This is a genomic window from Micromonospora sp. HM134 (assembly GCF_007833915.1).
Classification (GTDB): domain Bacteria; phylum Actinomycetota; class Actinomycetes; order Mycobacteriales; family Micromonosporaceae; genus Micromonospora; species Micromonospora wenchangensis.
Genome location: NZ_CP041061.1, coordinates 6962715 through 6987334 on the forward strand (window position 1 = coordinate 6962715; position 24620 = coordinate 6987334).

The window sequence follows — 24620 nt, forward strand, 5'->3', positions numbered from 1 at the left end:
CCCTTTCGCTGTGTCTAGGGTAACACGCTCAGGCACCAATGTCCCGCTGCCGTCCTGACCGTTGGCGCAGCTCAGGGGCCCTGTGAGAGGCGTTGCTTCGGCTTGACAGGCGGCCAAACCAGTGGTTCAAACACGCTCCGTGAGCAGCGGATGACAACCCGGTACGGGTGATCGGAGCGCGGATTTCTCCAGCTGTGCGCTTCTCCCATGGTAGCCCGGCGGCGTCCCGGCCGCCCAGGTCTAGCGGCAGGAGGGTCCGTGCGGGACGCTGGAGGGGTACCACACACCGCTCGCCGCACCGCTTACCGGGGGGTCCGATGGGCATGCCCGACGCCGAGGGACACGGTCCGACCGACGGACTGCCCGACCTGCCACCGGAGTGGGGGCGGGTGGTGGTGCCGGACGACGCGTCCGCACTCGCCGACGAGGCCGCCCAGCTCCGCCGTGAGCTGCGCCGGCAGGCCCGGTCCGGCCGGTGGCGACGCCGGTGGGGGTTGACCGCCCGCCCCGACGGGCGGCCACCGCTCGGCCTGCCCCTGCTGATGCTCCTGGTGGCGGTGCTCGCCACCACCGTCGGGTTGGTGACCGTCACCTGGCCCCGGTCGTCCCGGGGCACCGAACGACCCACCGTCCTGCCGCAGACGGGCACGCCGGTGCCGCTGGTCGGGCGGTCGCTGCCCGCGCTGGACCTGGTCGACGTCGACCAGCGGCCGGTCCCGCTGCGCGGCCTGCTGCCCGCGATGATCATCCTGGTCGACGGCTGCGCCTGCGCCGAGCAGGTGGCCGCCGCCGCCAGCGCCGCCCCCGACGGGGTGCAGGTGGTCAGCGTCGCCGCCGGACGGGAGGTCACCCCCGCGCCACCGGTCGGCGGACCGGTCCGCGCCCTCGCCGACCCCGCCGGTGAACTACGCGCCGCGGTGCACCTGCCCGCCCAGGCCGGTGCCGCCCCGGCACTGCTGGTGGACCGGGCCGGCACGGTCGTCCGGGTGCTGCCCGAGCTGGGTGCCGCCGCCGACTACCGGGGCGACCTGATCCGGCTCGCCGGCTGACCCCGGCCGGGGTGTCGCTGCCGCCGGCCCGTCCGACCGGTCCGGGTCGCGGACCCGGCTGACCGACCGGGTCGCTCAGGGCACCGCGACGACCTGCGCCTCCAGCTCGACCGAGCCCGGCCCCACCACCGAGAACTCCAACCGGGTGCCACCGTCCGGGCCGCGCAACTCCCAGGCGACCAGTTCGCCGTCGCAGGCCGTCCGCCGGTGCTGCGGCGGATCGTCGTGCAGCACCGAGATCAGCAGCGTCCCGTCGCCCGAGCAGCGGTACTGGAACAGGTGGCGTGCGCCGTCCGGGGCCGACTCCCGGCGCACCGGCGGCCGGCCGGACACCAGCGTCATCCGCTCCCGCCAGGTGGTGTCGGTGAACGTCGGCAGCCCCACGTCCGGGTCACCGGAGGTCCCGGGCAGCTCGGTCGCGCTCAGCAGCCGCCCGGTACGGGCGTCGATCACCACCACCCGCCGGGTCGCCTCCGTGCCGACCGACGGCTGCGGTGACACCGTCGCCGCCGAGCCGACCGGGTCGACCGCCGGGGCGGTGGCCGACCACCACCAGCCGCCCCCGACCAGGGCGAGCAGGGCCGCGCCGGCCAGCACCGCACCGCGCAGCCGATCACCGCCGCCCCTCTCGATCCCCACCCGGCGAGGGTAACCAGCAGCCGACGGCTGCGCTCGGCGCAGCGCCGACCCCACCCACCCTGACCAGGTCGTCTACCTCACTCCGAGCGCTCCCGACCGGCCGGCGACGGGTCCGGGCCGGCCGGATTCCGGGCCGGACCCGGTTTCGGGCCGGGGTGCGGTGGCGGGTGGACCGGCGGGCGGCTCAGGAGCGGCGTTCGAGGAGCGCGGCGTAGAGGGTCAGTCCCGGGCCGAAGGCGAGCAGCACGATCCGGCGGGGCGGTGCCACCGCCCGCAGCAGCCGCTCCAGGATCAGCAGCACCGTGGGCGACGAACAGTTGCCGTGCGCGTCCAGCACCGCCCGGGAGGCCGCCAGCGCGTCGGCGGGCAGGGCCAGTTCCCGCTCCACCACGTTGAGGATGCGCGGCCCGCCCGGGTGCACCGCCCAGCCGTCCACCTCGGCGACCGTCGTGCCGTGCCGGGCCAGCAGGTCGTCCACCAGCCCCCGGACGTGCGCCGAGAGCACCTGCGGCACCTTCGGCGACAGGCCCATCCGGAAACCGGTGTCGGTGACGTCCCAGGTCATGTGGTCGGCGGTGGAGGTGTCGGTCACCGAGGCGACCTCACGCAGCGCGTACCCCCGGCCGGTGGTGCCGGTCCCGGGGACCAGCACGGTGGCGACCGCGGCATCGGAGAAGAGGGCGTGCGAGATGATCTGCTGGGTGTCCATCCGGGCCGAGGACGGCTGGATGTGCAGGCTGGTCAGCTCGGCGCAGAGCAGCAGCGCCGGCCGGCCCCGCGCGGTCACGAAGTCACCCGCCGCGCCCAACCCCGGCAGGGCCGCGTAACAGCCCATGTGCCCGACGAACATCCGCTGGCAGTCCGGGGCCATGCCCAGGTCGCGGGCGAGGAGGATGTCCAGCCCGGGGGTGGCGTAACCGGTGCAGGAGCAGACCACGAACAGCCCGAGGTCACCGGCGTCCAGGCCGGCGGCGGTCAACGCCCGGCCGATCGCCTCCTTGCCCAGCGGCAGCGCCTCCACCTGGTAGCGCCGCATCCGCCGGTCGGTCGGCCAGTCGGAGACGTCCTCCAGCAGCGGGTTGACCGCCGCCTGCCGGTGGGACACCCCCGAGTTGGCGAAGATCCGCTCGGCGAGCGCCCGGGTGGCCCCCGAGAAGTGCTTCGCGAAGTAGCCCGTCCAGAGTTCGTCCTGGGCGGCGCCGGGCGGGTGTGCCGCCCCCAGACCCGCGATCAACGGCACGGCCATCTGTCCCACCTCTCGTCCGCACTGCCCGTCCGGCGGTCGCCCCGACCCCCGTCACCCTCACCAACGAGGGGCCGTTCCGTCGCGGTCCGGGTCACCCCCGAGCACCGCCACCCCGAGCCAGTCGGCGCACACGTCCGAGGTCGCCGGATGCAGCGAGCCGCAGCGGGCGTCCCGGTAGAGCCGTTCCAGCGGATGCCCCCGGCGGGTCGCCGACGTCCCGGCCGCCTCCAGCATGGACGCCGCCACCTCCGCCGCCGTGGTGCCGGCGAGCAGCTTGGCCCGCCACACCCACCGGTTCGTCCCGGCGTCGCCGGGGGCGTCGTCGACCCGGCGGGCCGCCTCGGCCACCACCAGCTCCGCCGCCGCCACCGCCGCGTCCGCCCGGCCGAGCCGGGCCCGCACCGCCGGCAGGCCGCCGAGGTCCCGCGCGGTGAGGTGCTCGGCGGCGGCGTCCACCGCCGCCCGGGCGACCCCCACGTAGACGGCGGCGTAGCTGGCCACCAGCCAGTGCGGCATCAGCTGGGCGACCACCAGGGCCAGCCCCTCCACGCCACCGAGCAGCCGGTCCGCCGGCACCGTCACGTCCAGGTGCAGGTCGTGCGACGAGGTGGCCCGCATGCCCAGGGCGTCCCAGGTCGGCTCCACGGTCACCCCCGCACCGGCGGGCACCAGGAACTGGGAGACCAGCGAGGGGTCGGCGGCGCTGCGGGCGGCCACCAGGTAGCCGTCGGCGTGCCCGGCCCCGGAGCAGAAGGTCTTGCTCCCCTTGATCCGCCAGCCGCCGTCGACCGGTTCGTAGACCGTGCTGAGCCGGGACAACCGGGCCCCGGCGCCGCGTTCGCTCATCGCCACCGCGTACCAGGCGCCCTCGGCCGCCGCGCGCAGCAGCCGGTCCCGGGCGGCCAGCGCCTCGTCCGGTACGCCCAGCGCCTCGGCCAACTCCTCGGTGACCGCGCCGAGCGCGCCGGTGACCGAGGCGTGCATGTTGAACACCAGCGCGGTCGCGCCGTTGCCCCGGGCCAGTTCGGTGGCGACCGCCGCGTACCGGGCGAAGGAGGCTTCCGCGCCGCCCAGCACGGCCGGGACCATCAGCCCGAACAGCCCGGACTCCCGCAGGTCGGCGAAGTCGTCGACCGGGAACGTGCCGTCCCGGTCGTGCCCGGCGGCCCGTGCGGCGAACCTCGGTGCCAACCGGCGGGCCACCGCCGGTGCGTCCACAGTCATAGGTCCCCTTCCTGGGTGTTCCTGGTACCCTGAACCGGGGCGGCTACCCGTGTCGGACCCCCCGGCCCTGGTAGAGCACCGCCGTCGACCAGGTCGGACGGATCGCGGGCCCGCCGTCGGGCGCGTCGCGGGCGACACCCCCACGGGTACGGCGCACCAGCCAGCCCAGCGTCGCCCGCAGCCCCGGCCGGACACCCCGTACCCGCAGGGCGACGCCGTGCCGGGCGCACTCGACGACCAGGGCCCGGTCGTCCACGAACAACCGTGGGTCGTGGATGCCCCGGGGCACGGTGGGCAGCCGTTCGCCCAACTCCACCGCGATCAGCCGGGCGAGCACCGTGTCGTTGAGGGTGTCCAGCACGAGCAGCCCGCCGGGGCGCAGCAGCCGGCACGCCTCGGCGACCGCCGCCCGCCAGTCGGGCACGTGCTCCAGCACCTCGCCGGCCGCCACCACGTCGGCGCACCCGTCGGCGAGCGGCACCGCCGTGGCGTCACCGGCCAGCGCGGTGACGCCGTGCGCCGCCGCCTGCTCCAGCGCCGACCGGGTGAGGTCCACCCCCACGTGCCGGTAACCCTTGCCGGCCAGGTGGGGGGCCATCAGCCCGGCGCCGCAGCCGAGGTCGACCAGGACCGCGTCGGGCCGGGACGCCGGTGGCACCAGGGCGGCGCGGGCCCGGGCCAGCCAGTGCAGCATCGCGAACGCGCCGTCGGGCCGCCACCACTCGCCGGCCAGGTCGTCGTACTGGCGGGGGTCGTTGGGGGGCAGCACCCGTACACCGTTGGACACCGGACCGTCACCCATGGCATCGAGCGTGGCACGACCGGCCGGTAACGACCAGACTTCCCTTATGTCGCGGACGGTGTTAGGGCTGGTCAAAGCGAGTCATCCGGAACCGGGCCTGGCCGTGACCACGGTGGCCGGGCTGCTCGCCGTCGCCGTCGGTCACCGTCCGGCCGGGACGGTCGCCGTGGTGCTCACCGTGCTGTCCAGCCAGCTCGCCGTCGGCTGGACCAACGACGCGGTGGACGCCGGGCGGGACGCCACGGTGGGACGTACCGACAAGCCGGTCGCCGCCGGGGCGGTGGGCCGCCGGACGGTGGTGGTGGCCGCCATGCTGGCCGCGGTCGCCACCCCGCTGCTGGCGCTGACCACCAACCCGGTCGCCGCGCTCTGCTACACCGTCGGCCTGGTCTCGGCGCTGCTCTACGACTGGCCGCTGAAGTCCACCCCGGTCTCGGTGCTGCCGTACGCGGTCTCCTTCGGCTCGCTGCCCGCCTTCGTGGTGCTCGCCCTGCCGGGGGCGCCCGCGCCGCCGGTCTGGCTGGTCGTCGCGGCGGCCTGCCTGGGCGCGGGGGCGCACTTCGCCAACGTGCTGCCCGACCTGGCCGACGACGCCCGGACGGGGGTACGCGGGCTGCCGCACCGGCTCGGTGCCACCGGCAGCCGGCTGGCCGCCGCCGGGCTGCTGCTCGCCGCGACCGTCGCCCTCGTCCTCGGGCCACCCGGGCCACCGTCGTGGGTCGGCTGGTCGGCGGTGGCGGCGGCCGTCGCGGTGCCCACCGCCGGCTGGTACGCGGGCCGCCGCGTCACCGCCCGGGGCGACGGCCGTTCGGTGGCCGCCTTCCGGGCGGTGCTGGTGGTGGCCCTGATCGATGTGCTGCTGCTGGTGGCGAGCGGTCGGGTGGTCTGACCGGCACCCGCCCGGGTGGCGGCACCGGGTCCGCGTGCGGCCCTCGATCAGCCCCAACTACCCTGGAGCGCGGTCTGCGCGGGTATGACCACCCCGCGCCCGGGGCACGCACCGGGTGGGGATCGTGACGAGGAGGACCGACGTGACGCGCTCGATCAGGGGTTCCCGGCGGGCCACCCTGCTGCTGTCCGGCCTGGCGGGGGCGACCGCCCTGCTGGCGACGGGCTGCGGGGCGGGCCAGGTTTCCGAGACCGCCAACAAGCAGCCGTCGGTCCAGGGGGTCAACGTCCAGACGCCGGACAACGCGTACAAGGTGCGTGGCCTCTACGTCGACTACCCGGGCGCGGACGGTCTCACCGCCGGGGCGAACGCCGCGCTCAACGCCGTGATCTACAACGACACCCGGGACCCGGTCACCGTCACCGTCACCACCGACAGCGCCCGGCAGATCGTGCTCACCGGGGCCGCCGGCTCGGCCAGCCCCTCCGGCTCCGCCTCCCCGTCGGAGAGCGCGTCGCCGTCCGAGAGCGCGTCGCCCTCGGGCAGTGCCTCCCCGGCCGAGGGGGCATCCCCCTCCGAGGGCACTTCGCCGTCGGAGGGCGCCTCCCCGTCCGAGGGGGCGTCGCCGTCGGCCAGCCCGTCCGCGCCGGCCGGTCAGCCGGCCCGGATCGAGATCCCGGCCCTCGGTTACGTGCAGCTCAACGTGCAGAACGGCCAGCACCTCCAGCTCGTCGGGCTGAACGAGGCGCTGCGCACCGGTCAGCAGGTCAACCTGACCTTCGACTTCGGCGACGGCCGTACCGTCAGCACCCCGGTCCCGGTCGGCGTGCCGCTGAGCCCGGCCGCCCGGCCCTCCCCGATCGTGCACCGCGAGGGTGGCGAGGAGAGCGGCCAGGAGGGCACCTCCGGCCACGGCGGCTGACCGGCCGGACCAGAAGACACCGACGACACCGTCGGCGTGGTGACCACCACGCCGGCGGTGTTTTCGTCACCGGTGGGGGTTAGCGTCCTGGGGTGACCACCTCCCGATCGACCCCCGCCCGGAGCGGCTCCGGCGCGTCCCGGGGCCGGGCCGCCCGTGAGCCCCGCCCCGCCTACGAGTGCGACGCCTGCGGCCACCAGCCGCCCAAGTGGGTGGGGCGCTGCCCGGAGTGCGGCGAGTGGGGTTCGGTGGTCGAGTGCACGGTCACCGGGCCGGTGGTCTCCGGCCGGGTGGTCAGTTCCCGGATGCCGGCTGAGCCGGCCCGGCCGATCGCCACGATCAGCGCCGCACCGGCCCGGGCCCGGCCCACCGGGGTCAGCGAACTCGACCGGGTCCTCGGCGGCGGCCTGGTCCCCGGCGCGGTGGTCCTGCTCGCCGGGGAGCCGGGCGTGGGCAAGTCCACCCTGCTGCTCGACGTGGCGCAGCAGTGGGCGGCCACCGCCGGCAGCCCGTCGCTGGTGGTCAGCGGCGAGGAGTCGGTCAGCCAGGTGCGGTTGCGCGCCGAGCGGATGGGCGCCCTGCACGAGCAGCTCTGGCTGGCCGCCGAGAGCGACCTGAGCGCCGTGCTCGGGCACCTCGACGCGGTCAAGCCGGGCCTGCTCGTCCTCGACTCGGTGCAGACCATCTCCACCACCGGCACCGAGGGCGTGCAGGGCGGGGTCACCCAGGTACGGGCCGTCACCGCCGCCCTGGTCGCGGTCGCCAAGGAGCGCGGCATCGCCACCGTGCTGGTCGGTCACGTCACCAAGGACGGTCAGGTCGCCGGCCCCCGGGTGCTGGAACACCTGGTCGACGTGGTGCTGCACTTCGAGGGGGACAAGCACTCCTCGCTGCGGATGGTCCGGGGGGTCAAGAACCGGTTCGGCGCGGCCGACGAGGTCGGCTGCTTCGAAATGCACGAGGGGGGCATCAGCAGCCTGGCCGACCCGTCCGGGCTCTTCCTCACCCGATACTCCGAGCCGGTCCCGGGCACCTGCGTCACCGTGGCGATGGAGGGGCGGCGGGCGCTGTTGACCGAGGTGCAGGCGCTGATCGGCGCGACGGTGGCCGGGTCGCCCCGGCGTACCGTCTCGGGGCTCGACGGGGCCCGGCTGGCCATGGTGCTGGCGGTGCTGCAACGCCGTACCGAACGGCTGACCCTGCACGACCGGGAGGTCTTCGCGGCCACCGTCGGCGGCATCCGGGTGGTCGAGCCGGCCGCCGACCTCGCGGTAGCGCTGGCGGTCGCCTCCGGCGGGCTCAACCTGGCCATCGCGCCGCACCTGGTGGCGATCGGCGAGGTCGGGCTGACCGGGGAGGTACGCCGGGTCGGCGCGGTCCCCCGCCGGCTCGCCGAGGCGGCCCGGCTCGGCTTCCGGATGGCCCTGGTGCCGCCCGGGTGCGGCCCCGAGAGCACCGGCGCCGGCCCGGAGAACATGCGGGTGACCGAGGTCACGGACGTCCGGTCGGCGCTCCAGGCGGTCGCCCGCGCATCCGCGGAGTGACCGAGGGTGGCGACGGCGGGGTACCGGTCGGGCCATACCGGTCGACGTCCGGCAGGTCCGGCGGGTGGTAAGAATCCGACGCCGTGACACATCACAGTAACCACGAGAGCACCCACCGCAGGGCAGTCCGTAGACTGTGCGCGTGCCGACCGACCGCGACGCCGCCAAGCCTGCCGGCGCGACGCCCCACACCCGCGCCGCCGCCGTGGGCTCGCCCACCCGTCCGATCAGCGTGAGCGTGGCCGGGACCACCGGCAGCGCCGGTGATCCGCTGCGGGCCAACCTCGCCCTGATGGCGCCCGGCACCGCGTTGCGCGACGGGCTCGAACGCATCCTGCGCGGTCGGACGGGCGCGCTTATCGTCCTCGGCTACGACAAGGTCGTCGACGGGATCTGCACCGGCGGCTTCCCGATGGACGTCGAGTTCTCCGCGACCCGGGTCCGTGAACTGTGCAAGATGGACGGCGCGGTGGTGCTCTCCAGCGACGGCACCCGGATCGTCCAGGCAGGTGTGCACCTGATGCCCGACCCGTCCATCCCGACGGAGGAGTCCGGCACCCGGCACCGCACCGCCGAGCGGGTGGCCCGGCAGACCGGCTACCCGGTCATCTCGGTCAGCCAGTCGATGCGGATCATCAGCCTCTACGTCAACGGGCAGCGGCACGTGCTCGACGACTCGGCCGCGATCCTCTCCCGGGCCAACCAGGCCCTGGCCACCCTGGAGCGGTACAAGCTGCGCCTCGACGAGGTCTCCGGCACCCTGTCCGCGCTGGAGATCGAGGATCTGGTCACCGTCCGCGACGCGGTCGCCGTGGTGCAGCGGCTGGAGATGGTCCGCCGGATCGCCGACGAGATCGCCGGGTACGTGGTCGAGCTGGGCACCGACGGCCGCCTGCTCGCCCTGCAACTCGACGAGCTGATGGCCGGTGTCGACGCCGACCGTACCCTGGTCATCCGGGACTACCTGCCCGCCGGCCGCAAGTCACGCACCCTCGACGAGGCCCTGGTCGAGTTGGACCTGCTCGGCGCGACCGAGCTGATCGACCTGGTCGCGGTCGCCAAGGCGATCGGCTACCCGGCCGCCTCCGACGCGCTCGACGCGGCGGTCAGCCCGCGCGGGTTCCGGCTGCTGGCCAAGGTGCCCCGGCTGCCGGTGGCCATCGTCGACCGGCTGGTGCTGCACTTCGGCAGCCTCCAGCGGCTGCTCGGGGCGACCGTGGAGGACCTCCAGGCCGTCGAGGGCGTCGGCGACGCACGGGCCCGGGGCGTCCGCGAGGGGCTGTCCCGGCTGGCCGAGGCGTCCATCCTGGAACGTTACGTCTGACCGGGGGCCGGTCAGCCGGTGACGACCAGCTTGACCGGCTCGCTCAGCTTGGTGCCCACCCGGGCGAAGACCTGGTAGTTGCCGGCCGGCGGGTTGGGGCCCGCAGCCACCCCCTGCTTGCACCGGCTGGCGTCCATGCCGTTCCAGGTGAGCTGGTAGGAGCGCTCGAAGCCGGGGGTGAACGTCTGCACGTCGGACCCCCTGCCGGTGCCGCAGGTGTCCGACGACCAGACCTTCTCCGCCCCGGACTTGATGAACAGCTCCTGGGCGTCCGCGCCGACGTCCCGGTTGCAGGTCCGCTGTGACTTGTTCCTGATCTTGAGGCTGAGGTCGACCGGGGCACCGCTGCCCACCTCGGCGGGGAGCGCCACCGGAGTCACCACGATCTCGCTGTCGGTGCAGGTGCCGTCGTCGACCCGGGCCTGGTTGGTCGGCGGGGCGGGCGGATCGGCGGCCGGGACGTTGCTCGCACCCGGATCGGCGGTCGGCCCGGCCGGCGGGCCCGCCGCGTCGGACCCGCCCGACGGGGACGCGGACCCGGCAGGCGGCGAGGCGGCCGTCGGTGTGGTCGCGCCCGGCGCGGGGGCCGACGACGAGGCCCCGGCACCCGGTGTGGTGCCGGTGTCCCCCGATCGGGCACACGAGTAGAGCAGAACAACCAGGAGCAGAAGCCCCGCTCCGAGTACGACGGCGCGACGCCGCCAGTACACGGCGGAAGGCAGGGGACCGACCGTCAGACGCATGATGCCCCCACCGTAGCGGCGCGGCGCACGTGGACCGGCCACGACTCGCCGGGCATCGGCCACCGGGCGGCGAACGACGTTCCACTGACGACAGTCGGCCGGACCGATCCGGCGGGAATCCGCGTCGCCGACGTTCCGACCGGCCCGGTCACAGGTAGACCTTGCGTTGGTAGACCGCGTGCGCGCCGGCCACCCGGTCCAGGAACAGCAGCCCGGCACAGTGGTCGATCTCGTGTTGCAGGGCCCGCGCCTCGAACCCGTCGGTGACCAGCCGGACCGGCGTACCGCTGCCGGGCAGCACCCCCTCCACCACCAACCGGCTGGCCCGCTTCACGTCGCCGGTCAGGTCGGGCACCGACATGCAACCCTCCCGACCCGGCTTCCACCGGCTCGCCTCCACCACCCGGGCGTTGCAGAGCACGAAGGTGCCGTGCACCGTCACCGCCTTCGGATGCCCGGTCACGTCCACCGCGAACACCTGCGCACCGACCCCGACCTGCGGCGCCGCCAACCCCACACAGCCGGGCGACACCCGCATCGTGGCGACCAGGTCGGCGGCGAGCCGGACGGTCTCCTCGGCGGTCGGGTCCACCTCCGGCCCCGGCCGGCTCAGCACCGCCTCGGGGGCACAGACCACCCGGCGCACCTCCCCCGGTACGCCCAGGTCCGCCGGGGTCCAGCCACCGAGCCCGACGTACGGTTCCGCGCTCACGGGCCTACCTCGGTTCGCGACTGCGGGGCTCGCAGACCCGGCTCACTCCTCGCGCTCACAGACCCCACCCCGGCTCGCGACTGCGGGGCTCGCAAACCCGGCTCACTCCTCGCGCTCACAGACCCCACCCCGGCTCGCGACTGCGGGGCTCGCAAACCCGGCTCACTCCTCGCGCTCACAGGAGGTCCGGGTCGGCGGGGCGCAGGGAGACCCCGACCCCCAGGTCGGCGGCCGTTCGGGAGAGCCGGCCGGCCAACTCGTCGGCGCGGCCCGCAGGTAGGTCCACCTCGGCCACCACCACGTAGAGCGTGCCGGCCAACCGGGTGCTCAGATCCGTCACGTTGCCACCCATCTCGGCGATCACCCGGGTCATCGCCGCCACGATGCCCATCCGGTCCGCCCCGTGCACCGCCAGCACGTACGGCTCACCGGCCGGCGTCGCCGTACCGTCCGGGGTGACCGCGCGTACGGTGGCCAGGAGTTGTCCGTCGGCGGCCAGCGGCGTCAGGGCGGCCTCGACCTCGGCGGCGGCGGGGCCGACACAGATCAGGGTCATGGCGAAGTGACCACGCAGCCGGGTCATCGTGGAGTCGGTGAGGTTCGCGCCGAGCCCGGCGAGCACCTCGGCGACGTCGGCCACGATGCCGGGCCGGTCCCGACCGATGACGGTGATCGCGAGCTCGCTCATCCGGGCATTCTGCCCGATCCGCCCGGCGACCCGGCGACGCCCCGCCCGGCCCGCCCAACCAGCGGGAAGGCATCGCGTGACATCATCGTCGGCGCGATGACTGAACCCACCTTCACCACCCTGGTCAGCCGGTGGTACGAGCAGAACGCCCGCGACCTGCCCTGGCGGGTGCCCGGCATCGGGGCCTGGCCGATCCTGGTCAGCGAGGTCATGCTCCAGCAGACCCCGGTGGTACGCGTCCTGCCCGCCTGGCACGCCTGGCTCGCCCGCTGGCCCGATCCCGCCGCCCTCGCCGCCGATACCCCGGCCGAGGCGATCCGGATGTGGGGACGGCTCGGCTATCCCCGCCGCGCGGTACGGCTGCGCGAGTGCGCGGTGGCGATCGTGGAACGGCACGGCGGCCGGGTGCCCGACCAGCTGGACCAGTTGCTGGCGCTGCCCGGCATCGGGACGTACACGGCGCGGGCCGTCGCCGCGTTCGCCTACGGCCAGCGGCACCCGGTGGTCGACACGAACGTCCGGCGGGTCGTCTCCCGGGCCGTCGCCGGTGCACCGGATGCGGGCCCGGCCACCACCCCCGCCGATCTGGTCGCCTGCGCGGAGCTGCTGCCGGTGGAGCCGGCCGCCGCCGCGCTGGCCAGCGCCGCCTTCATGGAACTCGGGGCGATCGTCTGCACCGCCCGCTCGCCGCGCTGCACGAGTTGTCCGGTCGAGTCGATCTGCGCCTGGCGTGCCTCCGGCCAGGTGGCACCCGCCGGCCCGACCCGCAAGATCCAGCGGTACGCCGGCACCGACCGTCAGGTACGCGGGCTGCTGCTCGGGGTGCTCCGGGACGCCACCGGCCCGGTGCCGCACCAGCGGCTCGACCAGGTGTGGCACGACGACGTTCAGCGGGCCCGGGCACTCGCCGCGCTGGTCAAGGACGGCATGGTGGAGCCGGTCGGCGAGGGTCACTTCCGGCTCATCGGGGACGGCCCCGCCACCCAGCCCCTTCCCGGCTGACGGGGGCCGCATCCGGCCGGCCCGGCCGCGCCCGACTCGACAGACAGGGCGGCGGCCCGGTGGCTCACGCCACCGGGCCGCCGCCCTCGTGCTCGATGTCCTACCGACCCGTCGGGGCCTACTCGCCCGTGGTGGCGGCGCCACCCAGGTCGGCCGGGACGGCGTCCGGCACTGCGGCCGGACGGTCGGAGCCGTGGAAGACCAGCTTCGACTTGTCGATGTCCTCCGGGTCCCCCTCGCAGTCCACCACCACGATCTGACCGGGGGTCAGCTCGTTGAACAGGATCCGCTCGGAGAGGTTGTCCTCGATGTCGCGCTGGATCGTCCGACGCAGCGGACGGGCGCCCAGCACCGGGTCGAAGCCCTTCTTGGACAGGTACTTCTTGGCGTTGTCGGTCAGCTCCAGACCCATGTCCTTGTTGCGGAGCTGGCCCTCGATCCGCTGGATCATGATGTCCACGATCGAGAGGATCTCGTTCTGCCGCAGCTGGTGGAAGACGATGGTGTCGTCGATCCGGTTGAGGAACTCGGGCCGGAAGTGCTGCTTCAGCTCGTCGTTGACCTTCTGCTTCATCCGGTCGTAGGTGGACTCGGAGTCCTCCGACTGCTGGAAGCCCAACGACACCGCCTTGGCGACGTCCCGGGTGCCCAGGTTGGTGGTCAGGATGATGACCGTGTTCTTGAAGTCCACGATCCGACCCTGACCGTCGGTCAACCGGCCGTCCTCCAGGATCTGGAGCAGCGTGTTGAACACGTCCGGGTGGGCCTTCTCGATCTCGTCGAAGAGCACCACCGAGAACGGGCGACGACGGACCTTCTCGGTCAGCTGGCCACCCTCGTCGTAACCGACGTAACCGGGCGGGGCACCGACCAGGCGGGACACCGTGTAGCGGTCGTGGAACTCGGACATGTCCAACTGGATGAGCGCGTCCTCGCTGCCGAACAGGAACTCGGCGAGCGCCTTGGACAGCTCGGTCTTACCGACACCGGACGGGCCGGCGAAGATGAACGAGCCGGACGGCCGCTTCGGGTCCTTCAGGCCGGCCCGGGTACGCCGGATCGCCTTCGACACCGCCTTGACCGCGTCCTCCTGGCCGATGACGCGCTTGTGCAGCTCGTCCTCCATCCGCAGCAGCCGGGAGGTCTCCTCCTCGGTCAGCTTGTAGACGGGGATGCCGGTCCAGTTGCCGAGCACCTCGGCGATCTGCTCGTCGTCGACCTCGCTGACGACGTCCAGGTCACCGGCCTTCCACTCCTTCTCCCGCTGGGCCTTCTGACCCAGCAGCTGCTTCTCCTTGTCCCGCAGCTGGGCGGCCCGCTCGAAGTCCTGCGCGTCGATCGCGGACTCCTTGTCGCGGCGCACCTGGGCGATCCGCTCGTCGAAGTCACGCAGGTCCGGCGGTGCGGTCATCCGGCGGATGCGCATCCGGGCCCCGGCCTCGTCGATCAGGTCGATCGCCTTGTCGGGCAGGAAGCGGTCGGAGATGTACCGGTCGGCAAGCGTCGCGGCGGCCACGAGGGCGGCGTCGGTGATGCTCACCCGGTGGTGCGCCTCGTAGCGGTCCCGCAGGCCCTTGAGGATCTCGATGGTGTGGGCCAGCGACGGCTCACCCACCTGGATCGGCTGGAAACGACGCTCCAGCGCGGCGTCCTTCTCCAGGTGCTTGCGGTACTCGTCGAGGGTGGTCGCACCGATGGTCTGCAACTCGCCCCGGGCCAGCATCGGCTTGAGGATGCTCGCCGCGTCGATCGCGCCCTCGGCGGCACCCGCACCGACCAGGGTGTGGATCTCGTCGATGAACAGGATGATGTCGCCCCGGGTGCGGATCTCCTTGAGCACCTTCTTGAGGCGCTCCTCGAAGTCACCCCGGTAGCGGGAGCCGGCGACCAGGGCACCGAGGTCGAGGGTGTAGAGCTGCTTGTCCTTCAGCGTCTCGGGCACCTCGCCCTTGATGATCTTCTGGGACAGGCCCTCCACCACGGCGGTCTTGCCGACACCGGGCTCACCGATCAGGACCGGGTTGTTCTTGGTGCGGCGGGACAGCACCTGCATGACCCGCTCGATCTCCTTCTCGCGCCCGATCACCGGGTCGAGCTTGCCCTCGCGGGCGGCCTGAGTCAGGTTGCGACCGAACTGGTCCAGCACGAGGCTGGTCGACGGGGCGGCCTCACCCGGCGCGGTGCCGGCGGCGGCCGGCTCCTTGCCCTGGTAGCCGGAGAGGAGCTGGATCACCTGCTGGCGGACCCGGTTGAGGTCGGCGCCCAGCTTCACCAGCACCTGGGCGGCGACGCCCTCGCCCTCTCGGATCAGCCCGAGCAGGATGTGCTCGGTGCCGATGTAGTTGTGGCCGAGCTGTAGCGCCTCGCGCAGGGACAGCTCCAGCACCTTCTTGGCCCGGGGCGTGAACGGGATGTGCCCGCTCGGCGCCTGCTGGCCCTGGCCGATGATCTCCTCGACCTGCTGGCGGACGCCCTCCAGGGAGATGCCGAGGCTCTCCAGGGCCTTGGCCGCCACACCCTCACCCTCGTGGATCAGGCCCAGCAGGATGTGCTCCGTACCGATGTAGTTGTGGTTGAGCATCCGGGCCTCTTCTTGGGCCAGGACGACAACCCGTCGCGCTCGGTCGGTGAACCGCTCGAACATGCCCTCGTGCTCCTCACGTGCCGTGCGCCTCGACTGCGAGATCTTGGCGGGGCCGGTGCTCGGACGTCCGGGACGGGCGTCCGTGCCTCCTTACTCTATCGCCGCTGACCGACTCCGCTGAGGTCGTGTCTCCTCGTACCGAGCCGTTCCGACGTCGTTTTGACCAACCATCCGCGCTCAGGAGGTGTTCCGGCACCCCAGCCTGTACGCGCAGAGCGAAATTCGCCCGGGGTGCAGAACGCCCTCCCGGGGCCCCGTGGGTCATCCACAGGCTGTGGACGAACTCTCCACCGCCTGTGGACAACGCCTCCGGAGCCGGAGAGCTTCCCTCCGGCCGGGCGATGCCGCCGACCCCGCAGACGGCGACGCCGGCCCGGAGGCGTGCTCCGGCCCGGCGTCGGTTCGCCGCTGACGCTCAGCGGGTCGCGTGGTACTCGTCGACGATCTCCTGCGGGATGCGGCCCCGGTCGGAGATGTCCTTGCCGTTCTTCTTGGCCCAGGACCGGATCGCCTTGTTCTGCTCGCGGTCGGCGGTCGCCCCGCCCCGGCCCCGGGCGGCCCGGCCACCCACGACCACACCGCCCCGACCGACCCGGGTACCGGCGGCCACGTACGGCGCGAAAACATCCCGCAATTTGTCGGCGTTGGAGTTCGACAGGTCGATCTCGTACTGAACACCGTCGAGGGCGAACTTGACGGTCTCGTCCGCGTCCCCGCCGTCCAGGTCATCGACCAGCTTGTGAATGATCTGCTTGGCCACGTCCCACATTCCTTTCGAGCAGGGTGCTCCTGCAATAGGAGCACGATAACCCGCCCGATGCTTGCCGCGTCAATAGGTCGCCGTAACGACCCGGCAAAGGTCCCACCGGGGAGCTACTCGGCGCGGACCAACGGGAAGAGGATGGTTTCCCGAATTCCCAGGCCGGTCAGCGCCATCAAGAGCCGGTCGATTCCCATTCCCATACCCCCGGCCGGCGGCATTCCGTACTCCATGGCCCGGAGAAAGTCCTCGTCCAGCCGCATGGCCTCGTCGTCGCCCCGGGCGGCCAGCTGCGCCTGCGCGACCAGGCGTTCCCGCTGCACCACCGGGTCGACCAGCTCCGAGTACGCGGTGCCCAGCTCGAAGCCGAGCACGTAGAGGTCCCACTTCTCGGCCAGCCCCGGCTCGCTGCGGTGGGCCCGGGTCAGCGGGCTGGTCTCCTCCGGGTAATCCCGCACGAAGGTCGGCGACTGGAGGCTCGGCACCACCAGTTCCTCGAACAGCTCCTCGGCCAGCTTGCCCGGACCCCACTTCGGGTCGACCGCCAGCCCCACCTTGTCGGCGTACTCCACCAGGCGGGCCCGGTCGGTGCGGACCGTGACCTCCTCGCCGAGGGCCTCGGAAAGCACCCCGAAGAGGGTCACCGAGCGCCACTGCCCGCCCAGGTCGAACTCGCGCCCGTCGGCGTGGGTCACCGTCGTCGAGCCGCTGACCGCCACCGCCGCCTGCTGCACGAGATTACGGGTCAACTCGGCCATCGTGTCGTAGTCGCCGTACGCCTGGTAGGTCTCCAGCATCGCGAACTCCGGCGAGTGCGACGAGTCGACTCCCTCATTGCGGAAGTTGCGGTTGATCTCGAACACCCGGTCGACCCCGCCGACCACGGCGCGCTTGAGAAACAGTTCCGGCGCGATTCGCAGATACAGATCCGTACCGAGTGCATTGCTGTGGGTCACGAATGGGCGGGCCGCCGCACCCCCGTGCAGCAACTGGAGCATCGGCGTCTCGACCTCGATGAATCCCTGACCGTGCAACGAGTCGCGCAGGCTACGCACCGCAGCCGCCCGGGTCCGGACCATCTGGCGGGCCTGCGGGCGGACGATCAGGTCCACGTAGCGCTGCCGGACCCGGGCCTCCTCGCTCAGCGGCTTGTGTGCCACCGGCAGCGGACGCAACGCCTTGGCGGTCACCGCCCACTCGTCGGCGAGCACCGACAGCTCACCGCGCCGGCTGGTGATCACCTCGCCGGTGACACCGACGTGGTCACCCAGGTCGACCAGGCGCTTCCAGTCCTCCAGCCGCTCCGCACCGACCCGGTCCAGGGAGAGCATCGCCTGCAACTCGGTGCCGTCGCCGTCGCGCAGGGTGGCGAAACAGAGCTTGCCGGTGTTCCGTACGAAGATCACCCGGCCGGTGACCGAGACCCGGTCCCCGGTCGCGGTGTCGGTGGGCAGCTCGGCGTACCGCTCGCGCACCTCGGCCAGGGTGCTGGTCCGGGGAAAACCGACGGGGTACGGCTCGACGCCCTCGGCGAGCATCCGGTCCCGCTTCTCCCGGCGGACCTTCATCTGCTCGGGAAGGTCGTCGGCGGGGTCCACTGGCACGGCGTTCTGCTCGGTCACGGCACGCTTCCTCGGCTAAGGGAGTTTCGGCGGGGTCAGCCCATGAGCGTACTCATGCCCCCGGTCGGCCGTTACGGGATAACCTGCCCCTCATGGTCGAGGACACCCGAGCACGCTCCTTCGGAGCGGTCGCCGCCGACTACGACCGGTTTCGACCCGGCTATCCGGCCGAGGCGCTGCGCTGGGCGCTGGCCGGCGCGGGCGACGTCGCAAGCGTGGTCGACCTGGGTGCCGGCACCGGCATCCTCACCCGTGACCTGCGGGCCCTCGGCCACCGGGTGACCCCGGTGGAACCCGACCCGGGGATGCGGGCCCGGCTCGACGCGGCCACCCCCGGGACCACCGCGCTGGCCGGGTCCGCCGAGTCGGTCCCGCTGCCCGACGGCAGCGCGGACGCGGTGCTGGTCGGGCAGGCGTACCACTGGTTCGACCGGGCACGCGCGCACGTCGAGATCGCCCGGGTGCTCCGGCCGGACGGCATCTTCGCCCCGATCTGGAACATCCGGGACGACACCGTCGGCTGGGTGGCCGAGCTGGGACGAATTGCCCAGATGGGCGAGAACACCAACGACCTGACCGAGAAGGTGACCACCTTCGGTGCGGCCTTCGGCCCGGTCGAACTGGGCCGGTTCACCCACCGGACGACCGTCACCGGGGACGAGGTGGTCGGGCTGATGCGTACCCGCTCGCACTGGTTGACCGGCGCTCCCGGGCAGCGGCAGCGGATGGACGCGGAACTGCGCGAGTTGTTCGCCACCCACCCCGACCTGGCCGGCCGGGAGACCGTCGAGCTGCCGTATTGGACCCTGGTCTTCCGGGCCCGGCGACGCTGACCCGCCGCGACCGGGCCGACCGCCGCGATCAGGTGTTGCGCTCGTAGACCATGCGCAGGCCGATCAGGGTGATCATCGGCTCGTGGTGGGTGATGGTCCGGCACTCGCCGATCACCACCGAGGCCAGCCCACCGGTGGCGATCACCGCCCGGACCTCGCCCAGCTCCTCGGTCATCCGCTCGACGATCCGGTCGACCTGCCCGGCGAAGCCGAAGTAGAGGCCGGACTGGAGGCACTCCACGGTGTTCTTGCCGATCACCGAGCGGGGCTTGTTCGCCTCCACCTTGCGCAGCTGGGCGGCACGGGCCGCGAGCGCGTCGAAGGAGATCTCGATGCCGGGGGCGAACGCCCCGCCGAGGAACTCCCCCCGGCCGCTGATCACGTCGAAGTTGGTGGTGGTGCCGAAGTCCACCACGATCGACGGGCCACCGTAGAGGGTGTACGCGGCCAGCGTGTTGACCACCCGGTCCGCGCCGACCTCCTTCGGGTTGTCGATGGCCAACTGCACGCCGGTGCGTACCCCCGGCTCGACGACCACGCTCGGCAGGTCGGCGTAGTAGCGGGCCAGCATGGTCCGCAGCGAGCGCAGCGCCGCCGGCACCGTCGAGCAGGCGGCCACCCCGGTGATCTCCACGGCGTCACCGGCCAGCAGCCCCCGGAACATCAACCCCAGCTCGTCCGCCGTCGAACGGGCGTCGGTCTTGATCCGCCACGAGTGCACCAGGCGGTCGCCGTCGAAGGTCGCCAGCACGGTGTTGGTGTTTCCGATGTCGATGCAGAGCAGCACGCACGCAGCCTAGACGCCGGCCGGGCCGGCGGGCGCGAGGAGTGGGCCGGGGCCGGCGTCCGCGCCGGCCCCGGCCGGCTCACCGCTCGCGCAGGTCCAGAGCGATGTCCAGGATCGGCGACGAGTGCGTCAACGCGCCCACCGAGAGGTAGTCCACCCCGGTCGCCCCGTACTCGGCGGCCACCTCCAGGGTCAGCCCGCCGGTCGCCTCCAGCTCCGCCCGGTCGCCGACCGCCGCGACCACCTCGCGCAGGGTCGCCGGGGACATGTTGTCCAGCAGCAGGAAGTCCGCGCCGGCCTCGACCGCCTCCACCGCCTCGGCCGGGGTGTCCACCTCCACCTGCACCGGCACGTCGGGGAAGGTCTGCCGGACCCGCCGGAAGGCCGCCCCGACACCGCCGGCGGCCAGCTTGTGGTTGTCCTTGATCATGGCGACGTCGTACAGGCCCATCCGCTTGTTGGTGCCGCCACCGGCGCGGACCGCGTACTTCTCCAGCATCCGCAGGCCGGGCGTGGTCTTGCGGGTGTCCAGCACGGTCGCCTTGGTGCCGGCCAGGGCGTCCGCCCAGGCCCGGGTGTGGGTGGCCACCCCGGACATCCGGGAGAGCAGGTTCAGCGCGGTGCGCTCGGCGGTGAGCAGCAGCCGGGTCGGGCCGGTCACCGTCGCCAGCACGTCGCCCCGGGCCACCCGCGCGCCGTCGTGGGCCACCACGACCACCTCGACGGTACGCTCCGCAGCGGTCACCTCCCCGACCAGCTCGAAGACCGCAGCGGCCACCGCCAGCCCGGCCACCACCCCGTCTTCCCGGGCCACCAGGTCGGCGGTGTCGGTCTGCCCGGCCGCGATGGTGGCGACGCTGGTGACGTCGAGGAAGCCCGTCCCCAGGTCCTCGGTGAGCGCGTCGACGATCACCCGCCGCACCCGCTCCGGGTCCAGCCCACCGGCGGTCAGCGCCTGCCGCGTCGATTCCCGCACGTGGATTCCTCCGTTCGTCGGCGCTGCCCGCGCCACCGCTCCTTCGCCGCCCCTGGTCAGGGCAGGCCCTCCCAGCGTCCGGTCAGCCCACCCCGGGCGTCGATCGCCGCGACCAGGTGGCCACGCCACCGCTCGTCGGCCGTCGGGAAGTCCTCCCGCCAGTGGCAGCCCCGGGTCTCCTGCCGGGCGTACGCGGCGGCGACCAGGGTCGCCGCCACGGTGACCAGGTTCGTCGCCTCCCAACCGGCGGTGCCCGCCCGGCCGGCGTCACCGGCCAGCCCGGTCAGGGTGGCGGCGGTCCCGGCGAGGCTGGCTGCCGACCGCAGCACCCCGGCACCCCGGGTCATCGCCCGTTGCAGCTCCGGCACGCCCCCGGCGGACAGCACCCCGCCCCCGCCGCCCACCCACGCGCCGGTCGACGCCGGCTGCGCCTGCTCGGGCAGCCCGGTGGCGATGTCCTCGGCGATCCGGCGGGAGAAGACCAGCCCCTCCAGCAGCGAGTTGCTGGCCAGCCGGTTCGCCCCGTGCACACCCGTGCAGGCGACCTCGCCGCAGGCGTACAGGCCGGGGATGGAGGTCCGGCCGCGCAGATCGGTGCGGACGCCACCGGACGCGTAGTGGGCGGCCGGGGCGACCGGGATCAGGTCGGTCGCCGGGTCGACCCCGATGGCCAGGCAGGACGCGACGATGGTCGGGAACCGCCCGGCGAGGAAGTCCCCGCCGAGGTGCCGGGCGTCGAGATGGACGTGGTCGGCACCGGTGGCCAGCAGCACCCGGTGGATGCCCTTGGCCACCACGTCGCGGGGGGCCAGTTCGGCCAGTTCGTGCTGGCCGAGCATGAACCGCTTGCCGTCGGCGTCGACCAGGTGCGCGCCCTCGCCGCGCAGCGCCTCGGAGACCAGCGGCTGCTGGGCCAGGCCGGCCCCGGGCACCCGGGCCTGCTCGGGCACGATCAGCGCGGTCGGGTGGAACTGCACGAACTCGACGTCGGTGACCGCCGCGCCGGCCCGCAGCGCCAACGCCACCCCGTCACCGGTGGAGACCGCCGGATTGGTGGTGGCCGAGAAGACCTGGCCCATCCCGCCGGTGGCCAGCACCACCGCGCGGGCCAGCAGCGCGCCGACGCCGTCCTCGCTGCCCTCGCCGAGGACGTGCAGAGTGATCCCGCAGGCCGGGCCGGGGGCGTCCGGGGCGTCGCCGGGGGCGCGTAGCAGGTCCAGCACCAGGGCGTGTTCGACCAGCCTGATCCACGGGTCGCGGCGGACTGCCGCGTGCAGGGCCCGCTGCACCTCCGCCCCGGTCGCGTCGCCACCGGCGTGCACGATCCGGTCGGCCCGGTGCCCGCCCTCCCGGGTGAGCATCAGCGAGCCGTCCGGGTTGCGGTCGAACTCCGCGCCGATGCGCATCAGCTCCCGCAGCCGCAGCGGCCCCTCCTCCACCAGCACCCGGACCGCCGCCGGGTCGCAGATGCCGACCCCGGCGACCTCGGTGTCCCGGGCGTGCGCGGCGGGCGAGTCCGCCGGATCGAGTACGGCGGCGATGCCGCCCTGCGCCCAGCGGGTCGACCCGTCGTCGATATTGACCTTGGTGACCACGGTGACGTGCAGCCCCGCCTCGCGCAGGTGCAGCGCGGCGGTGAGCCCGGCCACCCCGGAGCCGACCACGATCACGTCGGTGGTCTCCACCCAGCCGGGCGCGGGAGCAGCCAGCAGACTGGGCAGGGCCGGCAGGTCGACGGTCGGGCGCAGTTCCATGCCCACAGTCAACCCGAACGATCCTCGCGACGGGGGACGGGGGGCGGGACGAGTGGTTTCGGCTACCCCGTCCGCTACTTCGTCCGCACCGGCAGGGCGGCCGGACCGCCGCCCTTCAGCGAGGCCGTCACCGTCCGGTCGCTCAACCACAGGTAGCAGCGGACTCCCCGGTCACCGACCCGCCACCGGCCCGGACCGGGCGGACGCACCACCACCCCGCTGCGGAAGGGCAGGCTGGTGTCGTTCGGCACCCCCACGTACCGGCCCAGCGTGCCGCGGCAGCCGGCGTACAACGGCAGCCAGTCGACGTCTTTGGTCGGATACGGCCGGTCGGGGGCCTTCCAGACGCCCACGAACTCCGCCTCGTGGACGGCCGAGCACTCCACCGGGACCAGCACCTGCACCCCGGCGCCCCGGCCACTCTTGGCCCGCTGGCAGCCCAGCCGCAGCGGGGAGGGACCCTTCAACGCGTCCCGCAGGCTGCCCGTCCGGGTGACCACGGTGGCCGCCGCCTCGACGGTGTTCAGCTCGCTCAGGTCGCACCGGAACCAACGGGCCCCCGCCGCCCAACCCGGCGCGGTCGGCAGCGCCACCGCCAGCCGCAGCCGGCCGGCCCGCCAGTCGTCGCCCACGTAGCCGGCGGCCCGGGTGTCGCACTCGGCGAACGCGCCCCGCAGCTCCGTCGAGCCGGTGGCCGGCGCGGTGGCCCGCGAACCCGGCAACGCGCCCACGTGCACCGTCTCCACCCGGTGCGGCACCGCGCAGTCCACCGGCGCGTACGCCGCCAGGGAGACCGTGTCGGTGAAGTCGGCGACCTGGCACACGCCCGCCGCAGGGGTGAACGGCCCGGCCGGCGGCAGGGCCGCCCAGTCGTCGGTGAGATCACCGTCAAGGCCGCCCGGGGCACCGCAGGCCGCCAGGACCGCTCCCACCGCCACGGCGGCGACCACGAGCGTCACCGCTCGGCGGACCCTCATCGCACGGCGCAACGCGGCCTCCCCCAGCCGACGACCGTCAATCCGACGGTCAGCCCAGGGTAACCAAAAATGACCTTCCGGTAACAGACCGGAATTCTGGTCAGCCGACGACGGCGAGCGGGCTCGGCACCGGGTCGCCGGCCGTCCCGACGGCCGCCGCAGCCGGGTCGCCGCCCAGCTCAACCACCCTGTTCTCGGCGTCCACGTGGACCACCCGGGGGCGGTACGTGCGGGCCTCGGCGTCGTCCATCTGACCGTACGAGATCAGGATCACCAGGTCCTGCGGGTGCACCAGGTGCGCCGCCGCGCCGTTGATGCCGATCACGCCGCTGCCCCGCTCACCGGGGATCACGTACGTCTCCAGCCGGGCCCCGTTGGTCACGTCCACGATCGCCACCTGCTCGCCCGGGAGCAGGTCGGCGGCGTCGAGCAGATCCTGGTCCACCGTCACCGAACCGACGTAGTGCAGGTCGGCCTGGGTCACCGTCGCCCGGTGGATCTTCGACTTGAGCATGGTCCGGAGCATCGTGGTGCCTTTCAGAGAGGTACAGGGTCAGCTGCGGGGGGCGAGCCGGATGGCCAGGTTGTCGATCAGCCGGGTGCCGCCCACCCAGGCCGCGATCAGCAGCCGGGCCGGCCCGGCGACCGGCCCCGGCTCCAACTCCGGGTCGGTGAGCACCAGGTAGTCCAGCCGCGCGCCCGGCGTCCCGCCCAGCGCCCGGTGGGCGGCGGCCAGCACCTCACCGGCGTCGGCACCCCGCTCGGCGGCGACCGCACCGGCCCGCAGCGCGGCGGACAGCCCCAGCGCCACCTGTCGCCCGTCCGCCGACAGGTAGCGGTTACGGCTGGACAGGGCCAGCCCGTCCGGCTCCCGGACGGTCGGCACGCCGACCACCTCGACCGGCACGTCCAGGTCCCGGGCCATCCGGCGGACCAGGGTCAACTGCTGGTAGTCCTTCTCCCCGAAGAAGGTGAGATCGGGCCGGGTCAGCTGGAGCAGCTTCAACACCACGGTCAGCACCCCGTGGAAGAAGCCGGGTCGGCTCTGCCCCTCCAACTCCTCACCGAGCTGGCCGGGGTTCACCCGGACCGTGGGCTGCCCGTCCGGGTACATGTCCGCCTCGGACGGGGCGAACACCAGGTCCGCACCGGCCCGCCGGCACACCTCCAGGTCGGTGTCGAGGGTGCGCGGGTACCTGTCGAAGTCCTCGTTCGGGCCGAACTGCAACGGGTTCACGAAGATCGTCACCAGCACGTGGTCGGCCCGCTCCCGGGCGGCCCGGATCAGCGTCTCGTGCCCCGGGTGCAACGCACCCATCGTCATCACCACGCCGACCGTGCCGGCCAGCCCCGACCGGGCCTTCGCCAGCTCCGCCCGGGTGTGCACCAACTCCGTCACCGAATCGCCCTTCGTCCGCGCTGCGGGGCTCGCAAAACCGGCTCACTGCTCGCACCCGCCGGATCGCCCTCCGCTCGCGACGGC

Annotated in this window: 23 protein-coding genes; 7 read left to right on the top strand and 16 right to left on the bottom strand. The window is 73.5% G+C overall.

The genetic code is table 11. The features are described from left to right. Positions 1 to 317: 317 nt before the first annotated feature. Positions 318 to 1049: a hypothetical protein gene (locus FJK98_RS30325; protein ID WP_145922069.1), complete on the top strand. Its 732-nt coding sequence runs from the start codon at positions 318 to 320 to the stop codon at positions 1047 to 1049. Between the two features lie 75 nt (positions 1050 to 1124). On the opposite strand, the gene FJK98_RS30330 is transcribed toward FJK98_RS30325, so the two are convergent. The 4 genes from FJK98_RS30330 to FJK98_RS30345 all read right to left on the bottom strand — a co-directional run bounded on the left by FJK98_RS30330 (position 1125) and on the right by FJK98_RS30345 (position 4960). Next, a complete protein-coding gene (locus tag FJK98_RS30330) occupies positions 1125 to 1688 on the bottom strand; it encodes a hypothetical protein (RefSeq protein ID WP_145922070.1) in 564 nt (187 codons plus the stop codon). 184 nt (positions 1689 to 1872) lie between these two features. Next, positions 1873 to 2934 carry a type III polyketide synthase gene (locus FJK98_RS30335; protein WP_145922071.1) on the bottom strand — a complete coding sequence of 354 codons (1062 nt, stop codon included), beginning with the start codon at positions 2932 to 2934 and terminating at the stop codon, positions 1873 to 1875. Positions 2935 to 2991: 57 nt separating this feature from the next. Next, positions 2992 to 4158, bottom strand: coding sequence for an acyl-CoA dehydrogenase family protein (locus FJK98_RS30340; RefSeq protein WP_145922072.1), 1167 nt, complete (start codon positions 4156 to 4158; stop codon positions 2992 to 2994). Between the two features lie 43 nt (positions 4159 to 4201). After that, complete coding sequence (locus tag FJK98_RS30345) at positions 4202 to 4960, bottom strand: bifunctional 2-polyprenyl-6-hydroxyphenol methylase/3-demethylubiquinol 3-O-methyltransferase UbiG (RefSeq protein ID WP_145922073.1); 759 nt, start codon at positions 4958 to 4960, stop codon at positions 4202 to 4204. A 46-nt stretch (positions 4961 to 5006) separates the two neighbouring features. Between FJK98_RS30345 and FJK98_RS30350 the strand changes: the two genes are divergently transcribed. The 4 genes from FJK98_RS30350 (at position 5007) to disA (ending at position 9639) form a co-directional block, all read left to right on the top strand. After that, on the top strand, positions 5007 to 5849 hold the full coding sequence (locus FJK98_RS30350) for a UbiA family prenyltransferase (protein WP_145922074.1): 843 nt from the start codon (positions 5007 to 5009) through the stop codon (positions 5847 to 5849). A 142-nt stretch (positions 5850 to 5991) separates the two neighbouring features. Beyond that, positions 5992 to 6771 carry a copper chaperone PCu(A)C gene (locus FJK98_RS30355; protein WP_145922075.1) on the top strand — a complete coding sequence of 260 codons (780 nt, stop codon included), beginning with the start codon at positions 5992 to 5994 and terminating at the stop codon, positions 6769 to 6771. 92 nt (positions 6772 to 6863) lie between these two features. Further along, positions 6864 to 8315, top strand: coding sequence for a DNA repair protein RadA (gene radA, locus FJK98_RS30360; protein WP_145922076.1), 1452 nt, complete (start codon positions 6864 to 6866; stop codon positions 8313 to 8315). 142 nt (positions 8316 to 8457) lie between these two features. After that, positions 8458 to 9639, top strand: coding sequence for a DNA integrity scanning diadenylate cyclase DisA (gene disA / locus FJK98_RS30365; protein WP_145922077.1), 1182 nt, complete (start codon positions 8458 to 8460; stop codon positions 9637 to 9639). 11 nt (positions 9640 to 9650) lie between these two features. Here the strand turns inward: disA and FJK98_RS30370 are convergent, their stop codons facing one another. The 3 genes from FJK98_RS30370 to FJK98_RS30380 all read right to left on the bottom strand — a co-directional run bounded on the left by FJK98_RS30370 (position 9651) and on the right by FJK98_RS30380 (position 11782). Beyond that, entirely contained in the window at positions 9651 to 10382 is a 732-nt protein-coding gene (locus tag FJK98_RS30370) for a hypothetical protein (protein ID WP_145922078.1), read from the bottom strand. Positions 10383 to 10530: 148 nt separating this feature from the next. Further along, a complete protein-coding gene (locus FJK98_RS30375; RefSeq protein WP_145922079.1) occupies positions 10531 to 11094 on the bottom strand; it encodes a peptide deformylase in 564 nt (187 codons plus the stop codon). Between the two features lie 175 nt (positions 11095 to 11269). Further along, positions 11270 to 11782, bottom strand: a complete 513-nt coding sequence (locus FJK98_RS30380) for a glycine cleavage system protein R (RefSeq protein WP_145922080.1) — start codon at positions 11780 to 11782, stop codon at positions 11270 to 11272. Positions 11783 to 11878: 96 nt separating this feature from the next. Between FJK98_RS30380 and FJK98_RS30385 the strand changes: the two genes are divergently transcribed. Continuing rightward, complete coding sequence (locus tag FJK98_RS30385; RefSeq protein WP_145922081.1) at positions 11879 to 12784, top strand: A/G-specific adenine glycosylase; 906 nt, start codon at positions 11879 to 11881, stop codon at positions 12782 to 12784. A 118-nt stretch (positions 12785 to 12902) separates the two neighbouring features. Here the strand turns inward: FJK98_RS30385 and FJK98_RS30390 are convergent, their stop codons facing one another. The 3 genes from FJK98_RS30390 to lysS all read right to left on the bottom strand — a co-directional run bounded on the left by FJK98_RS30390 (position 12903) and on the right by lysS (position 17810). Further along, positions 12903 to 15428, bottom strand: coding sequence for an ATP-dependent Clp protease ATP-binding subunit (locus tag FJK98_RS30390; RefSeq protein ID WP_088647575.1), 2526 nt, complete (start codon positions 15426 to 15428; stop codon positions 12903 to 12905). 415 nt (positions 15429 to 15843) lie between these two features. Then, the gene (locus tag FJK98_RS30395) at positions 15844 to 16188 is read right to left on the bottom strand and encodes an Lsr2 family protein (protein ID WP_168222573.1); all 345 of its coding nucleotides are present in this window, start codon (positions 16186 to 16188) and stop codon (positions 15844 to 15846) included. Between the two features lie 113 nt (positions 16189 to 16301). Beyond that, positions 16302 to 17810, bottom strand: coding sequence for a lysine--tRNA ligase (gene lysS / locus FJK98_RS30400; protein WP_145922082.1), 1509 nt, complete (start codon positions 17808 to 17810; stop codon positions 16302 to 16304). Positions 17811 to 17902: 92 nt separating this feature from the next. Here lysS and FJK98_RS30405 point away from each other — a divergent pair, with 92 nt between their 5' ends. After that, positions 17903 to 18643: a class I SAM-dependent methyltransferase gene (locus FJK98_RS30405; protein ID WP_145922083.1), complete on the top strand. Its 741-nt coding sequence runs from the start codon at positions 17903 to 17905 to the stop codon at positions 18641 to 18643. A 28-nt stretch (positions 18644 to 18671) separates the two neighbouring features. Here FJK98_RS30405 and FJK98_RS30410 read toward each other — a convergent pair whose 3' ends face one another. The 6 genes from FJK98_RS30410 to panC all read right to left on the bottom strand — a co-directional run bounded on the left by FJK98_RS30410 (position 18672) and on the right by panC (position 24536). Beyond that, positions 18672 to 19430 carry a type III pantothenate kinase gene (locus tag FJK98_RS30410; protein WP_088647577.1) on the bottom strand — a complete coding sequence of 253 codons (759 nt, stop codon included), beginning with the start codon at positions 19428 to 19430 and terminating at the stop codon, positions 18672 to 18674. A 79-nt stretch (positions 19431 to 19509) separates the two neighbouring features. Continuing rightward, positions 19510 to 20406, bottom strand: coding sequence for a carboxylating nicotinate-nucleotide diphosphorylase (gene nadC / locus FJK98_RS30415; RefSeq protein WP_145922084.1), 897 nt, complete (start codon positions 20404 to 20406; stop codon positions 19510 to 19512). 56 nt (positions 20407 to 20462) lie between these two features. Beyond that, positions 20463 to 22160 (bottom strand): L-aspartate oxidase, encoded by a 1698-nt coding sequence (locus tag FJK98_RS30420; RefSeq protein ID WP_145922085.1) that lies wholly within the window; start codon positions 22158 to 22160, stop codon positions 20463 to 20465. 74 nt (positions 22161 to 22234) lie between these two features. Further along, positions 22235 to 23137, bottom strand: a complete 903-nt coding sequence (locus tag FJK98_RS30425) for a septum formation family protein (protein ID WP_145922086.1) — start codon at positions 23135 to 23137, stop codon at positions 22235 to 22237. A gap of 100 nt (positions 23138 to 23237) precedes the next feature. After that, positions 23238 to 23663 (bottom strand): aspartate 1-decarboxylase, encoded by a 426-nt coding sequence (panD, locus tag FJK98_RS30430; RefSeq protein WP_145922087.1) that lies wholly within the window; start codon positions 23661 to 23663, stop codon positions 23238 to 23240. A gap of 27 nt (positions 23664 to 23690) precedes the next feature. Next, a complete protein-coding gene (panC, locus tag FJK98_RS30435; RefSeq protein ID WP_145922088.1) occupies positions 23691 to 24536 on the bottom strand; it encodes a pantoate--beta-alanine ligase in 846 nt (281 codons plus the stop codon). Positions 24537 to 24620 lie beyond the last annotated feature (84 nt).